A 14601-nucleotide genomic window follows, 5' to 3' on the forward strand; every position below is an offset into this window, starting at 1 on the left:
GCGCCCCCCGCGGACCACGGCGTCCGCGGGGGGCGCTGCCGTCCCGGGGGTGGGGCCGGGGGTGGACCCGGTGGCGGGCGTGGTGGACCTGGGCGACCTCACGGGGCGCGGCGGCGACCCCGGCGCCCTCCTCGACCTGGTCCGCCGTGAGGCCGCAGGAGCGGCGCGCGTCCAGGCGGTGCACGCGGTCGAGGACGCGGCGACGGCCTGGGCGGCGGCGCGCGCGGGCCTGCGCCGGGAGGGCGTCCTGCGCGGCGTGTCCGGCCCGTCGGGCGTCCGCGACCTCGCCGTCGTGGCGCGCGTGGCCGGCGACCCGGACCCGGAGGTCGACGCCCTGCCCGCGATGGTGCCGCTCTTCCCGGTCTCCCTCGTCTCCGCGGGGCTCGTCCTGCGCGACGGCGCGGGCCGGGTGCTGCTCCTGCGCACGTCCTACAAGGTGCCGTGGGAGGTGCCCGGCGGCGTGCTCGAGGACGGTGAGGGCCTGCGCGCCGGGGCGGCCCGCGAGGCGCGCGAGGAGCTGGGCCTCGACGTCTCCCCCGGGCGCCTGCTCGTCCTCGACCGCCGCGGCGGCGACGGCCGCCAGCCCGAGCGGCTGCTCGCGCTCCTCGACGGCGGCGTCCACGACGACGACCTGCCCGCCCGCTGCCGCTTCCTCGACGGCGAGGTCCTCGAGGCGGCCTGGTGCGACGCGGCGCAGGTGCGCGACCGCACCGGGCCCGGGCTCGCCACCCGCGTCGAGGCGGCCCTCGACCGCCTGGCGTCGGACGACCCGTCGGCCGCCCTGCTCGCGGACGGCGCGCCGGAGTCCTGAGGCTCAGGCGCCGTCCGCGGCGCGGCGCATCGCCGCGAGGTCGAGCCGGCGCATGCCGAGCATCGCCGTCATCGCGCGCTGCGCCCGCCCGGGGTCGGGGTCGCCGAGGAGCTCGCCGAGCCCGTCCGGCACCACCTGCCAGGAGACGCCGAAGCGGTCCTTCAGCCAGCCGCACTGCGACTCGACGCCGCCGCCGTCGAGGAGGGCCGCCCAGACGCGGTCGGCCTCGGCCTGGTCGGGGCACCCCACGGAGAGGGAGAACGCCTCCGTGGGCGGGAAGCCCGGCCCGCCGTTGAGCAGGACCACCCGCTGGCCGAGCAGCTCCAGCTCCACGGTGAGGACGCCGCCCGGGCCGGGCGTCCCCTCCGGCGCAGGGGTGGTCCCCAGCACGCGGGCGTCCGCGAAGACGGACGTGTACAGCTCAGCGGCCTCCTCCACGCGCCCGTCGAACCAGAGGGTGGGGGTGATCCTGCTCGTCGCCACGGCGCGCTCCTACGTATGCGGGACCGAAGGGATCCGGTCGTCGATAGGCAGACGAGGCGCAGTCCGCGGGCTCATCGGTGCGTCGCCACCCGCCCGCCCGTGCTCGGACGACTCTTCGCGCTCGTCGTTCGATTGGTCATAACGTAACGGTGTCTGCGGAGAAGCGTCGGGCGCAGGACCAGAGCGACTCACTTCGCTCGCGGCTCGACCGCGATGGTCGTGTCCTGACGCCACAGACGCGAGCAGCCGGTGCAGGCGTAGCGGCGGACGACCACGTGCAGCATCGTGGGTGCCACCCGAGGGGCTCGTGCGCGAGCACACAAGCCAGAGTGTCGCGGCACCTGCCTGCACAGCCACAGTCCCGGCACCAGTCGTCGAGGGCGAGCACGCGGCAGGCCAGCATCGCCCGGCCCGACTCCAGGCGCTGCCCGACCACTTCCGGCCGAGGGCGTCCAAGCCAGCCGCGATTGTGGTCACGTGAGGGCGCGCGAAGGATGCGTTAGACACGTCGAAGTCCCCGGACGTGCTGTGTGAAGAGCTTCGTGCGGGGAGGCCTCGACCTCGACCTCGGCACCGACGCGCGGACGTCCCTAGTCCAACACTTACACTTCACGCTCATCTGCAAAGAGCCGCGTTCGCCCCTCAGTCGTCTACCCAGTTGACCTCATGGGGTATCGATCGGAGGGGCAAAGTAAGCTGCGGTACTACCCGCCTTAGCGGTCCCGTGGCCACCAAATTGGCCACTAGGGCATACGTTTGACCCGTCGCTCCGCCCAGTCGGGTGCTCATTTCCAGGGCCGCCCTGTGAGTCGAGTGCGCATGGGCGAGATTGCTCGGCGCCTGGTGATCAAGGATCGCCCTCTCGAGACACTCTTTCGCCTTACTGGTGTTCCCCATCGCCGCGTAGCCTGCAGCCGCAATTGTGGCATCATTCGGAGAACCATTGGGTCGCAAGAGACGCTTGTAGCGCCCAATCTCCTGAGCGCGAAGTGCCCAGAAAATGAGCGGCGACCGCATATTAGAGACCTTCGACCACCTGCTCACGGCGGCGCCAAGAGCGGCCGATTGGGATTCCGCCCTGATCGCTCGGTTTGTGGCCACGAGCGTGTAGGTCAGCCTACGACCAGCCTCATCGTCAAGATGAAAGAGGGCGTCGGGGGTGCGCAGTCGCGCACCAAAGGCGTCTTGAGCAGATTCATTGAACACTCTCAGGGCATCTTGTAATACTCTGCCGCGAGAGGTAAAAAGGGCATTGAGGCCCGAGCGTGCAGCCTCCCGTAATGGCCCGCCGCCCAAAGCGTGACCTGCAAGCACTTTTATATAACGTTGCGCATCCTGGACAGGAACTACGCTTCGGTCGAGTCCGGCAACCAAGAAGCGGTGATTCTCCGCCAACTGCACGTCATGTCCCCGCGAGAAGGCTTGCGCTATGGACAGCAGTAGCGGCCTGCGCTGAGATAACTTCAAGCCGACATGCTCCCGACCTAAAGTCGACAATGCTCCCCGCCAGTAGACGTGGAAGGATTCCGGGGTCCATATTGAGGAGAATTCAAGAAGATGCTGCCACCCACGGACAGCCTTCGTGGGGCGTTCGACCTCGAGTTTGGCGAAACACCATTCAACAACTCGGCTCGCCCACGCAGATCCATGCTCCATGGCAAGCAACTCGTCATACTCCCCCTGAATATCGAGAGGAGGGCTTCCCTGCCAGTGCCCACGCAATAGTCTGAGGGCAAGAGCGCTGCGGCCCTGAGTACTGCATCTTTCAGCCAGGGCGAACATATCGCGCGCCATGTGCGACCCGGGATTCGCATCCAGCGCTACACGAAGAAGCCAGTCCCTGTCCCCCGGTTCACCCTTAGGCTCCACCAGAACCAAAAGATTCTGAAGCACCCCTCCGTTACTCAGGAGGCGCTCTACTCCGCGTTGCCGTCTAAGCAACGCCGGCAACCTTCTCACTGCGCGAGCTTTGGTCGCATTTGGCAGGTGTTGCACAATCTCAAGAGCTCGATGCCATGCGGGGACGTCACCTTGAAGCATCTCAATGACAGATTCGGGCACCTCGAGAGAGTGCCCTGCATCATCCTCGAGCAACCAGAACAACAGTTCCGCGCCACTCAGAGTAGGTGACGCCGCCGCCATACTGGCCGGTACGAGATCACCGGCGTCCACGGACTGCACCAGAGTCAGCCAAGAGATGAGCGATTCGCTACGCACTTCCATCCCGACGAGGCGAGTGATGGAGTCGGATGCATCTCGTACTACCCCACGCCGCAAACCAAGCGGCAACGTACGTAGCAGCCTTCGCACGAAGTCCGACTCGCCAGCATAACCAGCGGCCGCCGCCAGAGTAACCAAGTCACGCGTCACGCGTGAGTCCAACATGACTCGAGTTGCGGGGGCTACATCGTCGCCGTCGTCGAGAAATCGCCGGGCGCAAGCCGCAACTTCTGCATCCTCTACCCACAGATGGTACGCAGCTTCACCACCGGCTTCAAGATACACCCTACGGTGTACCCAAGGACTTACGTCCCCGGGTATTCTACTTGACGGCGAAGCCCGCAATAGCAGCGTCTGCGGGAGCAGCAGGTCCGCAGCGGTGGATGTTAGCAACACATCCATGGTGGGGCGCGAAGCTTCCGAGATTGCTCCACTGAGCCGCCGCGCCGTTGACGCGGCAGATTCCCCTGACCCGAGACGTCGGGCCGCAGACCGTAAGGTACCCCGTCGAAGAAAGCGCTTATCCCGTGGAGTAAGGGCTGGGCTACCATGGGCTTGTTGAAGCAAGCGCAGCTCGTCCACCTGCGGCCAGAAGGGGAGCTCAACGGGGTCACTCCCCCCCGTGGGAGATAAGGCGCCAAGCAGATCAATATAGCGACGATTTGAACCCGTGCATAACGCCAGGATTGGAAGATGCCTGGCCGAATCAAGCGCGTTGAGCGCCTGCTGCTGATCGGCGTCGTCGACAATGAGAACGGTTGGCGTCTCCCCCTCGAGGACGGTCGCCAGGTCGCTCTGAGTGAAACGCACGCGATCATCCACAACATAGATGCGTACCGGCGCCTGTTGGTTATGCAATGCGTGAGCAACCCGGTAGGCCAGCCAGCTCAAACCACTGCCATGCTTTCCCATCACCGTGGTCACATGAAGTTGTCTCGGTCCAGATGCAAGCCAGTCATTGATGTCTGCCAACACGGGCTGTTCGTACTTTACCCGCGCGATGGCCCTCGGGCCGACACAGGTTAACGCTGACTGTGCCGCACTCCAGGTCCCACCTCTCGCCATCTCTAGCCACGTTGCGAAGGGGTAGATGCCCTGCCCTAGGACCGATCCGCCGACGTTGACATTCTGGACGGCATGGATGTCACCGCCGGCCCGGACCCTAGACAGGTTCTGCTCAATGGCCATCGTGACCATCCTGATTCATGCGGATATCCCCCTTGGCGCGCGCGCGGCGCAATTCTTGTCGCGCGTCCCGTCCCGGTTCAATCTCCTGCCGCAGATCGATCGCTCCCTTGCTGTGGACCTTGTCCATCGTCTGCTCGACTGATGGGTTGCTCCTCGCGGTCGCCGACGATTGGCGAAGAGGCAGCAGGTACGTAACAACTGCTACAGCAAGCCCACCCAGTGAGGCCCACTGCGACGCCCGCTCTAGCCCTAGGAGTAGTAGGAAAAACACGGATGCGCCGAGCAAAACGGCGAGGCCAATGCGCACCAGTTGCCCTCTTGCCATCGCCGCCCCCTCGTGAGAGTCCTTCTGGCGAGTCTACTTCGATCGATGTCGCGGCACAGCCGCTTGAGTCGCCGACTTGAGAAGTTCAGCCCCTCCACGATGTCCCCGCCCGGAGTGGCGCACCCTTGCGGACGCCTCGTCCTCGGTGCTCCTAGTCGGGACCTGCTGTCCCTCAACGACTTAGTGTGTCGAGAGCGAGGGACTGGTGTCTACGGTGACTAGGGAGCGTGTCGGGCGGGTACGACGGCCTACCAACGGCAGCGACAGCCGCGTGAGCTATTGCGGCCATCCCGCCCGGAGAGAACGCACCAGCCCTTGTCAGCGGTGCGCCATGAGCGCCCGTGCGGTCGCGCCGTCGAGCACGAGGTCGGTGACCAGGCCGGCGGCCAGCGCGGCCGCGAGGGCGGGGACCTTGCCCGTGCCGGCGACGGCGCACACCCGCCGCGGGATGCGCCGCAGGGCCGGTGGCGGCGGCCCGCTCGACCGGGCGTTGAGGGGCACGCCCTCCCAGCTGCCGTCGCGGCGGAGGAAGACGGTGCAGACGTCACCGACGACGTGCTCCTCCGCCAGCGACAGGCGGTCGGCGTCGGTGAGGTAGCCGGCCGTGTAGACGCGGCTGGGGACGCCGGCGGCGACGGTGCCGACGCCGAAGAGCGCGACGTCGCAGCGCTGCTGGAGCGCGAGCACCCCCCGCACGCTGCGCTCGCGCCACATCGCGCGGCGGGTCGCCACGGCGTCGAAGAAGGCGGGCACGGGGAACTGGTGCACCTCGGCCCCCCAGGCCGCGCCGAAGCGGTCGACGACCTCACCCGCGTAGCCGAGGCCGCTGCTGCGCGTGTTGGCGCCGCCGTTGAGCTGGACGACGTGGGCGTCCACCGTCGAGCGGGCGGTGAGGTGGCGGGCCACCGCGCTGGTCGTCGTGCCCCACGCCACGCCGAGCACCATGCCGCTGCCCATGAGCTCGTCGAGGAGCCGGGCGGTGGCCGCGGCCGCCGCGTCGAGGCGGGCCAGGTCGGTGGCGCCGTCGGGCACCGGCTCCACGACCGCGTCGACGCCGAAGCGCTCCCGGAGCCCGGCGGCCAGCCCGGCTGCACGTCCGTGCACGCTGCGGACCGTCACCTGGACGATGCCGGCGGCCCGGGCGGCGTCGAGCATCCGCGAGACCGTGCTGCGCGAGACGGCCTCCTCGCGGGCGATGACGTCCATGGTCACGCCGTCGTCCCAGTACCGGCGCGCGACCCGCTCGAGGTCCTCCTCGTCCGCCGCCACGCCCCGCCCCCCGCCGGTCGGCGCGCCCCCACGCCGGGGACGCCGCGCACCCAGTGTGCACGTCCGTGCAGACAGCGGGCCAGACGGCGGGTGCGGGAGCACGATCACCGGGACGGACGAGGACGCCGACGGGGCGCCCTCCCCGACGCCCGCGGGCAGCGGGCAGCACCCGGAGGTCCCTCGACGATGAGCAGCACCACCCTCTCCGCCGCCACGCGCGCCGAGGCGCTCGAGCGGATGAGCACCGAGCAGCTGGACGTCCTCGTCGTCGGGGGCGGCGTCACCGGCGCCGGCGCCGCGCTCGACGCGGCGAGCCGCGGCCTGTCGGTCGGCGTCCTCGAGCGCCGCGACTGGGCCGCGGGCACCTCCAGCCGCGCCAGCAAGCTCATCCACGGCGGCCTGCGCTACCTGGAGATGCTCGACTTCCACCTCGTCCACGAGGCCCTGCGCGAGCGCGGCCTGCTCGTGGACCGCCTGGCGCCGCACCTCGTGCACCCCGTGCCCTTCATCTTCCCGCTGGAGAAGCACTGGCAGCGCGGCTACATCGGCTCCGGCATCGCGCTGTACGACGGCATGGCCGGCGTCTTCGGCCGCGGCGGCGGCAGCGGGAAGCGCACCGTCCCCCTGCACCGCCACCTCACCCGCGCCGGCATCCAGCGTCGCTTCCGCGGCTTCCGCCGCGACGCGGCCGTGGGCGGCATCCAGTACTGGGACGCCAAGGTCGACGACGCCCGCCTCGTCCACGTGCTCGTCCGCACCGCGGTCGGCCACGGGGCGCTCGCCGCCGCCCGCACCCAGGTCACCGGCTACCTCGAGGAGGGCGGCCGCGTCGTCGGCGTCCGCGCCGTCGACCTCGAGACCGGCCGCGAGCTCGAGGTCCGCGCCCGCCACGTCATCGGCGCCACCGGCGTGTGGACCGACGAGATCCAGGAGCTCTTCCGCACCCGCGGCCTCGAGGTGAAGGCCTCGAAGGGCGTCCACATCGTCGTCCCGAAGGACGCGGTGGACGGCGACTCGGGCCTCATCCTCCGCACGGAGAAGAGCGTCCTGTTCGTCATCCCCTGGGAGACGCACTGGGTCATCGGGACGACGGACACCCCGTGGGACCTCGACAAGGACCACCCCGTGGCCACGAGCGAGGACATCGAGTACCTCCTCGAGCACGCCAACGCCGTGCTGACCCGGCCCCTGAGCCGCGACGACGTCATGGGCGTCTACACGGGCCTGCGCCCGCTGCTGCAGCCGACCGCCAAGGGCTCGCTCCCCGGCGAGGGCGGCGAGAAGGGCGGCGAGGGCGGCGGCGACCCCACGACCACGACGAAGGTCTCGCGGGAGCACACCGTCGCGACGCTGCGCCCGGGCCTCACCGTGGTCGCCGGCGGCAAGTACACGACGTACCGCGTCATGGCCCGCGACGTCGTCGACGCCGCCCTCGCCGACGCCGCCCCGGGCGACCGCCCCGCCGGACCCTCGCTCACGGCCGACCTCCCGCTCGCCGGCGCCGAGGGCTACCCCGTGCGCTGGGCCCAGCGGCACCGCATCGCCGAGGAGCGCGGCTGGTCCCTCGAGCGGGTCGAGCACCTGCTCCACCGCTACGGCGGCGACGTCGACGAGGTGCTCGAGCTGGTCGACGCCGACCCCTCGCTCGGCGAGCCCCTCGAGGGCGCGCCCCACTACCTGCGCGCGGAGGCGCTCTACGCCGCCACGCACGAGGGGGCGCTGCACCTCGAGGACGTCCTGACGCGCCGCACGCGCCTGTCCTACGAGCAGGCCGACCGCGGCACCGCGAGCGCCCGGGCCGTCGCCGGCCTCATGGCCGGGGCCCTCGGGTGGGACGACGCCCGGGTCGAGGAGGAGGTCTCCTCCTACCTCGCCCGCGTCGAGGCCGAGCGCGCCGCCGAGGTCGAGACCGATGACGAGGCCGCCGAGCGCCGTCGCCTCGAGGCGCCCGACATCCGCCCCGACGTCCCCGTCGGGGGCTCGGCCGCCGCCTGAGCACCCACCACCCACCGCTCCCCCCGCGGTCACCACCGCCAGGAGTCCTCCGCCTCTGCCCTCGCCGGGCCGCCCCGCGCCACCGTGGCGCGGGGCGGGCGGAGGCCCGCCGGCGCGACCGCGCCCTTCCCTGACACCGCAGTCACGAGGAGATCCGCATGACACCGTCCCTGGCCGAGATCTTCCTCTCCGAGGTCCTCGGCACCGCCACGCTCACGCTGCTCGGCTGCGGCGTCGTGGCCAACGCGCTGCTCGCGAAGACCAAGGGCTTCGCCGGCGGCCCGCTCTTCATCAACTTCGGCTGGGGCCTCGCGGTCTTCGCCGGCGTCTACGTGGCCTACGCCTCGGGCGCCCACCTCAACCCGGCGGTGACCGTCGGGCTGCTCGTCTCCGGCAACGACTACGCCCCCGGTGTCTCGCCCGACCTCGTCAACACCCTCGTGTACTTCGCCGCCGAGCTCGTCGGCGGCGCCCTGGGCGCCGTCGTCGTGTACCTGGCGTACAAGCAGCACTTCGACGCGACGGAGGACGGCGCCCTGAAGCTGGCCGTCTTCTCGACCGGGCCGGAGATCCGCCGCTACGGCTGGAACGTCGTCACCGAGGTCATCGGCACCTTCGTCCTCGTCTTCGTCATCCTCCTGTTCGGCAACACGCCCGCCCAGATCGGCCCGCTCGCCGTCGCCCTGCTCGTCGTCGGCATCGGCGCGTCCCTCGGCGGGCCGACGGGCTACGCCATCAACCCGGCCCGCGACCTCGGGCCGCGCATCGCCCACGCCCTGCTGCCCATCCGCGGCAAGGGCTCCTCCGACTGGGCCTACGCGTGGGTCCCCGTCGTCGGTCCCGTCCTCGGCGGGATCCTCGCGGGCCTCGTGTACTACGCGATGCCCGTCGTCCCGGCCTGACGGTCGACCACCGCACCCGCCCCAGCCCCGTCCCGGAAAGGACACCGACGTCCCATGAGCGAGACCACCACCGGTTCCAGCAGCGCCCGCTACGTCGTCGCCATCGACCAGGGCACGACGAGCACCCGCGCCATCGTCTTCGACCACGCGGGGACGATCGTCTCCACCGGCCAGCTGGAGCACGAGCAGATCTTCCCGCGCGCCGGCTGGGTCGAGCACGACCCGAAGGAGATCTGGCGCAACACCCGCGAGGTCATCGGCCAGGCCCTCTCGCGCGCCGACGTGACCCGCCACGACGTCGCCGCCGTCGGCATCACCAACCAGCGCGAGACCACCGTCGTGTGGGACAAGAACACCGGCGAGCCGGTCTACAACGCCATCGTCTGGCAGGACGTGCGCACCCAGCAGATCGTCGACCGGCTCGCGGCCGACGGCGGCGTCGACCGCTTCCGCCAGGTCTGCGGGCTGCCCCTCAACCCCTACTTCGCCGGCACGAAGATCATGTGGATCCTCGAGAACGTCGAGGGGGCCCGCGAGCGCGCCGAGGCGGGCGACCTGCTCTTCGGCACGACCGACTCGTGGGTCGTGTGGAACCTCACCGGCGGCACGGACGGCGGCAAGCACCTCACCGACGTCACCAACGCCTCGCGGACGCTCTTCATGGACCTGAGGACGCTGCAGTGGGACGACGACGTGCTCGCCGCCATGGACATCCCCAAGGCGATGCTCCCGGAGATCCGCTCCTCCTCCGAGGTCTACGGCACCGTCGAGGCCTCGAACCTGCTGCGCGAGACCCCGATCGCGGGGATCCTCGGCGACCAGCAGGCCGCCACCTTCGGCCAGACGGCGTTCACCCCCGGCGGCGCCAAGAACACCTACGGCACGGGCAACTTCCTCATCGTCAACACCGGTGAGGACCTCGTCTTCAGCGACAACGGCCTGCTGACGACGATGGCCTACCGCCTCGGCGACGAGAAGCCGGTGTACGCGCTCGAGGGCGCCATCGCCGTCACGGGCTCGCTCGTGCAGTGGCTGCGCGACAACCTCGGGCTCATCTCCTCGGCGCCCGAGGTCGAGACCCTCGCCGCGACCGTCGAGGACAACGGCGGCGTGTACGTCGTGCCCGCCTTCTCGGGCCTCTTCGCGCCGTACTGGCGCGGCGACGCGCGCGGGGCGATCGTCGGCCTCACGCGGTACGTGACGAAGGCGCACATCGCCCGCGCGGCCCTGGAGGCCACCGCCTTCCAGACCCGCGAGGTGCTCGACGCCGCGAACGCCGACTCGGGCGTCCCGCTCGAGGAGCTGCGCGTCGACGGCGGCATGGTCGTCAACGACACGCTCATGCAGTTCCAGGCCGACGTCCTCGGCGTCCCGGTCGTGCGCCCCGTCGTCGCCGAGACGACGGCGCTCGGCGCCGCCTACGCGGCCGGCCTCGCCGTCGGCTTCTGGTCCGACCTCGACGAGGTCCGCGCCAACTGGGCCGAGGACAAGCGCTGGGAGCCCCAGATGGAGGAGGCCGAGCGCGAGCGCGTCCTGCGCCTGTGGAAGAAGGCCGTGACCCGGACCTTCGACTGGGTCGACGACGACGTGCGCTGACCCTCCCCCGCACGCACGAGCGCCCCGCACCGGTGACCGGTGCGGGGCGCTCGTGCGTGGGGCTCGGCGGCGGGGCTCAGAAGAGGGCGCTGGCGAGGGCGCGGCGCGCCGTCATCACGCGGGGGTCGGTGGCGCCGACGACCTCGAAGAGCTCGACGAGGCGCGCGCGCACCCGCTCGCGCTCGTCGCCGGAGGTCGTGCGCACCGTCTGCACCAGCCGGGCGAAGGCGTCCTCGACGTGCCCGCCGAGGACGTCGAGGTCGGCGACGAGCAGGGCCGCGTCGACGTCGGAGGGGTCGGCGGCAGCCGCGTCCCGCGCCGCCCGGAGGTCGGCGCGACCGGCGCGGCGCAGGAGCTCGACCTGGGCCAGGCCCACGCGCGCGTCCTCGTCGGCCGGGCTCTCGAGCAGCGCCCGCCGGTAGGCGTCGGCGGCCCCGTCGAGGTCGTCGCGCTCGATGGCGTCGAAGGCCTCCTGGTGCAGCGGCGGGAGCGGCGGCTCGGGCGCCTCCTCCTCCTCGGCCGGGGCGCCGTCGACGTCGAGGCGGCCGGTGACGCCCTGCCGCGCGGCGAGGTCGAGCAGGGCGTCGAGGTACTGGCGCACCTGGTCCTCGGGCAGGACCCCCTGGAAGAGCGGCACCGGCTGCCCGGCGACCACGGCCAGGACCGCGGGCACGGTCTCGACCTGGAAGGCCTGCGCGATCCGGGGGTGTCGGTCGGCGTCGACCTCCCCGAGCAACCAGCGGCCGGCGTCCGCCGCCGCCAGGCGGCGCAGCACGGCGGCGAGGTCGTCGGCGCCCTGGGCGCGCGACGACGAGAGCGCGATGACGACGGGCACCTGGGTCGACTGCTCGACGACCTGCTGGAAGGACTCCTCCGTCACGGTGACGACGGCGCCCCCGGCGGGGGGCCCGCCCGCGGCCCCGCCCGCCGCCGCCTGCTGCTGCGGCCGGCCGAGCCCCGAGAGGTCGACGGCCCCCCGGAGGTTGAGGCCCGGAGAGGCCCCCGGGCCGCCGGGTCGCTGTCCGCTGCGCTGGCTCATCCCTGCTCGCCTCTCGTCGTGCTCGTCGTCTGGTGCTCGCCCGCGTCTGCGGCCGCCCGCCGGCTCCGCACCGCCGGCCCCGGCCGGGGCGGCGGTCGTGCGGGTGGCGGCGCGGGCCCTCGCCCGCACGGTGCGGGCGGCGGCGCTCCGTGGGGGCGCCGGCGGGCACGGCCCCGCATGCTGCCACGCGGGCGCCGCGCCCACCCCTCGCGTCAGGAGGCGGTGGCCTCCACGAGGACCCGGTCGGCGCCCACGGCGCGCACCGGTCCGGGCTCGTCCGCCGGCGGGACGACCAGCGCGACGACCTCGACCCACTTCTGCTCGAGGCGCTCGGGCGCGTCGTCGCGGCCGGCGAGCGCCGCCACGGTCGGGGGCAGCTGCAGCACGGCGCCCTCCTCCTCGACCACCTGCACGGCGCTGCTGTCGAGGACGCCGACGACGAGGGCGCCGCCGTCGGCCGTGGCCACGGCGCGGACGGCGTCCGGCCGGGGCGTGCGGGTCGTCTCGAGCGCGAAGAAGTCCACCGCGTCGGCCTCCGCCCGCTCGGCGCGCACCTCGGCCCGGAAGGCGTCGTCGGCGACGACGTCGGGGCCGGGGCCCTGCTGCTCGGCGTCGGGCGGCTCGGCCCCGTCGTCGGCGGCCCCGTCGTCGGTGGCCCCGTCCGCCGGCGCGGCGGGGTCCCCGGCCGACAGCGCCTCGGCGTAGCGCGCGACGGCGTCCTGCGGGCTGAGGACGAGCCCCTCCGCGGACGTCGGGTCCACCGGCGGGGCCCCCTGCTCCGCGGTGGCGACGGGCGGCACGACGGCGCCGGGCAGCAGCCCCGTGGTCGTGACGACGCGGTAGGGGCTGCGGACGTCCTCCTGGACGAGGACGGAGAGCTGGGGCTGCGCCCGCGGGCCCGTGATCGTCGCCCAGGTGCGCGGGAAGGTCGCCGCGGCGTCCGCGGGGGACGGCGCGCGCTCGGGCGCCTCGCCCTCCTCCGCGCCGGGCACGCCGACGGCGGGGACGACGTCGCGCAGCGCCTCGGCGTCGAGCGGCGCGGGGGCCGGGGCGTCGGGCACCAGCTCCTGCAGCCGGTACCGCGCCGCCCGCACCTCGGCCGCCGCACCGGTGACCACGGGGTCGAGGAGCGTCGCGTCACGGGCGGCGTCGGCGGCCGCCGCCGCCTCCGCGACGTCGGCGTGGACCTGCTCCAGCCGCTCGGCGTCGACGGCGGGCACCGGCGCGCCCACCTCCTGCGGCCGCGGCGGCGGCAGCGGCTGCTCGGACGCGCAGCCCGCGGCGAGGCCGGCGAGGAGCACGGCCGCGCACGCCCGGACCGCGCGAGAGGGTCGGCGCCCGGGGCGGTCGACCGGGCGGTCCTGCTGGCGGCTCATCGGTGCTCCTCGTCGCGGTCGGCTCGCTCGTCCTCGCCGGCTCGCTCGTCCTGGCCGGCTCGCTCGTCCTGGCCGGCACGGTCGACGGGACGCTCGGGCGCGCCGGTCGCCTCCTCCGGCGGGGCGGGCGCCCACGGGCTCGAGCCCTCCGGCTCCCCCGTGCCGGCGGGGCCCGGCGCGTCCGCCGTGGCCGCGGCGACGGCCCGGCGGTGGCGCCCGCCCGTCGTCCTCGCGTGGACGAGGGCGAGGACGACGGCGGCGAGCAGCGCCGCCCCGCCGCCGACGAGCAGCGGCACGGCCAGCGGGGTGACGACCTCCTGCGGCCACGTGAGCCGCAGCTCCTCGGGCGCCGCGGTGGCGCCGTCGGACGCGGCGAGGACGAGCCAGCGGCCCTCCGGCGGCTCGACCTCGAGCGTCGCCGAGCCCTCGCCCTCGGCGACCGCCTCCCACCCCGGGGCGTCGGCCGGGTCGACGGAGGCCGCGTCGGCCGGCGCCCCCTCGGCCGCGGCGGCGGGCGGCTCCACGGCGAGCGTCGTCGGCGCCTCCAGGCCCCCGACGACGGCCGTGGGCACCCCGGCCGTCCAGGCCGTGACGTCGGTCTCCCGGCCGAGCACGAGGACGACGGGCCCGCCGTCCGACGACGTCGCCGTGACGGTCACGGGCCCCGGCCGGGTCTCGAGGACGCCGGGCGCCGTGACGACGAGCCGCGCCGGGACGTCCCCGCCGCCGGTGCTCGCCGTGGCGCTCACCTGGTCGTCGGGCAGCCAGACGGTGCGCTGCGCGGTGCCGAGGCCGATCGCCACGAGCCCGGCGAGCGCCAGGACGGCGATGCCGACCCACCCCGCGGCGGTGCGGCGCCGCGCCCGCCGGACGGCGGGGTGGCGGCGGACGTCGTCGGGCTCGGGCACGGGGCCTCCTCGGCGGGCGGGCGCCCGGGGCGTGGACGGGGTCGGGGGGCGGTGGTCGGGGACGGGCGCGTCGTGGCCCGGGTCCGGGGCGCCGGCCCGGGGACGGCACCGGCGTCAGGACCGGCGGGCGGGGCGGCTCGCGCCGCGACCGACGGCCTCAGCCGCGGTCGGGGTCCGTGCGGGCGAGCGCCGCCTCGAGGCGGTCGACCTTGCCCTGCATCTCCCCCGTGCGACCGGGACGGATGTCGGCCTTGAGCACGAGGGACACGCGGTCCCCGTGGCGCCCGACGGCCTCGGTGGCGCGGCGGACGACGTCCATGACCTCGTCCCACTCGCCCTCGACGGTGGTGAACATGCTGTCGGTGCGGTGCGGCAGCCCGCTCTCGCGCACGACGCGCACGGCGTCGGCGACCGCCTCCGCGAGGGAGTCACCGGCCCCCGAGGGCGCGAGGGAGAAGGCGACCAGCACGACCCCAGGGTAGACGCCGG

12 protein-coding genes and 1 pseudogene are annotated in these 14601 nt (G+C 73.0%); 5 read left to right on the forward strand and 8 right to left on the reverse strand.

Annotated features, from left to right (window positions below):
• A partial coding sequence (locus tag WDV85_RS01520; protein WP_339568936.1) for an NUDIX hydrolase occupies window positions 1–811 on the forward strand: 811 nt, incomplete at its 5' end.
• 3 nt (window positions 812–814) lie between these two features.
• On the opposite strand, the gene WDV85_RS01525 is transcribed toward WDV85_RS01520, so the two are convergent.
• The 3 genes and pseudogenes from WDV85_RS01525 to WDV85_RS01535 form a co-directional block, all read right to left on the reverse strand.
• Entirely contained in the window at window positions 815–1294 is a 480-nt protein-coding gene (locus WDV85_RS01525; protein ID WP_339568937.1) for a VOC family protein, read from the reverse strand.
• A 191-nt stretch (window positions 1295–1485) separates the two neighbouring features.
• Window positions 1486–1801 (reverse strand): annotated as a pseudogene (locus WDV85_RS01530) (ISL3 family transposase); the annotation flags it as partial.
• 135 nt (window positions 1802–1936) lie between these two features.
• Entirely contained in the window at window positions 1937–4489 is a 2553-nt protein-coding gene (locus WDV85_RS01535) for a hypothetical protein (RefSeq protein ID WP_339568938.1), read from the reverse strand.
• Between the two features lie 205 nt (window positions 4490–4694).
• Here WDV85_RS01535 and WDV85_RS01540 point away from each other — a divergent pair, with 205 nt between their 5' ends.
• Window positions 4695–4844: a hypothetical protein gene (locus WDV85_RS01540; RefSeq protein WP_339568939.1), complete on the forward strand. Its 150-nt coding sequence runs from the start codon at window positions 4695–4697 to the stop codon at window positions 4842–4844.
• Between the two features lie 501 nt (window positions 4845–5345).
• Here the strand turns inward: WDV85_RS01540 and WDV85_RS01545 are convergent.
• Window positions 5346–6296, reverse strand: a complete 951-nt coding sequence (locus WDV85_RS01545; RefSeq protein WP_339568940.1) for a sugar-binding transcriptional regulator — start codon at window positions 6294–6296, stop codon at window positions 5346–5348.
• A 186-nt stretch (window positions 6297–6482) separates the two neighbouring features.
• Between WDV85_RS01545 and WDV85_RS01550 the strand changes: the two genes are divergently transcribed.
• From WDV85_RS01550 to glpK, 3 genes are all read left to right on the forward strand, one after another.
• The gene (locus WDV85_RS01550; RefSeq protein ID WP_339568941.1) at window positions 6483–8291 is read left to right on the forward strand and encodes a glycerol-3-phosphate dehydrogenase/oxidase; all 1809 of its coding nucleotides are present in this window, start codon (window positions 6483–6485) and stop codon (window positions 8289–8291) included.
• Window positions 8292–8449: 158 nt separating this feature from the next.
• The gene (locus tag WDV85_RS01555) at window positions 8450–9193 is read left to right on the forward strand and encodes an MIP/aquaporin family protein (RefSeq protein WP_339568942.1); all 744 of its coding nucleotides are present in this window, start codon (window positions 8450–8452) and stop codon (window positions 9191–9193) included.
• 54 nt (window positions 9194–9247) lie between these two features.
• Complete coding sequence (glpK, locus tag WDV85_RS01560; RefSeq protein ID WP_339568943.1) at window positions 9248–10789, forward strand: glycerol kinase GlpK; 1542 nt, start codon at window positions 9248–9250, stop codon at window positions 10787–10789.
• A gap of 76 nt (window positions 10790–10865) precedes the next feature.
• Here the strand turns inward: glpK and WDV85_RS01565 are convergent, their stop codons facing one another.
• From WDV85_RS01565 to WDV85_RS01580, 4 genes are all read right to left on the reverse strand, one after another.
• Window positions 10866–11828: a tetratricopeptide repeat protein gene (locus WDV85_RS01565; protein WP_339568944.1), complete on the reverse strand. Its 963-nt coding sequence runs from the start codon at window positions 11826–11828 to the stop codon at window positions 10866–10868.
• 212 nt (window positions 11829–12040) lie between these two features.
• Window positions 12041–13204: a hypothetical protein gene (locus tag WDV85_RS01570; protein WP_339568945.1), complete on the reverse strand. Its 1164-nt coding sequence runs from the start codon at window positions 13202–13204 to the stop codon at window positions 12041–12043.
• Complete coding sequence (locus WDV85_RS01575) at window positions 13201–14112, reverse strand: hypothetical protein (protein WP_339568946.1); 912 nt, start codon at window positions 14110–14112, stop codon at window positions 13201–13203. Before WDV85_RS01575 ends, WDV85_RS01570 begins: the two co-directional genes overlap by 4 nt.
• Window positions 14113–14269: 157 nt before the next feature.
• Window positions 14270–14581 (reverse strand): thiamine-binding protein, encoded by a 312-nt coding sequence (locus WDV85_RS01580; RefSeq protein WP_339568947.1) that lies wholly within the window; start codon window positions 14579–14581, stop codon window positions 14270–14272.
• Window positions 14582–14601: the final 20 nt, after the last annotated feature.

Origin of the sequence: Pseudokineococcus sp. 5B2Z-1 (assembly GCF_037482305.1) — a bacterium.
Taxonomy (GTDB): Bacteria; Actinomycetota; Actinomycetes; order Actinomycetales; family Quadrisphaeraceae; genus Pseudokineococcus.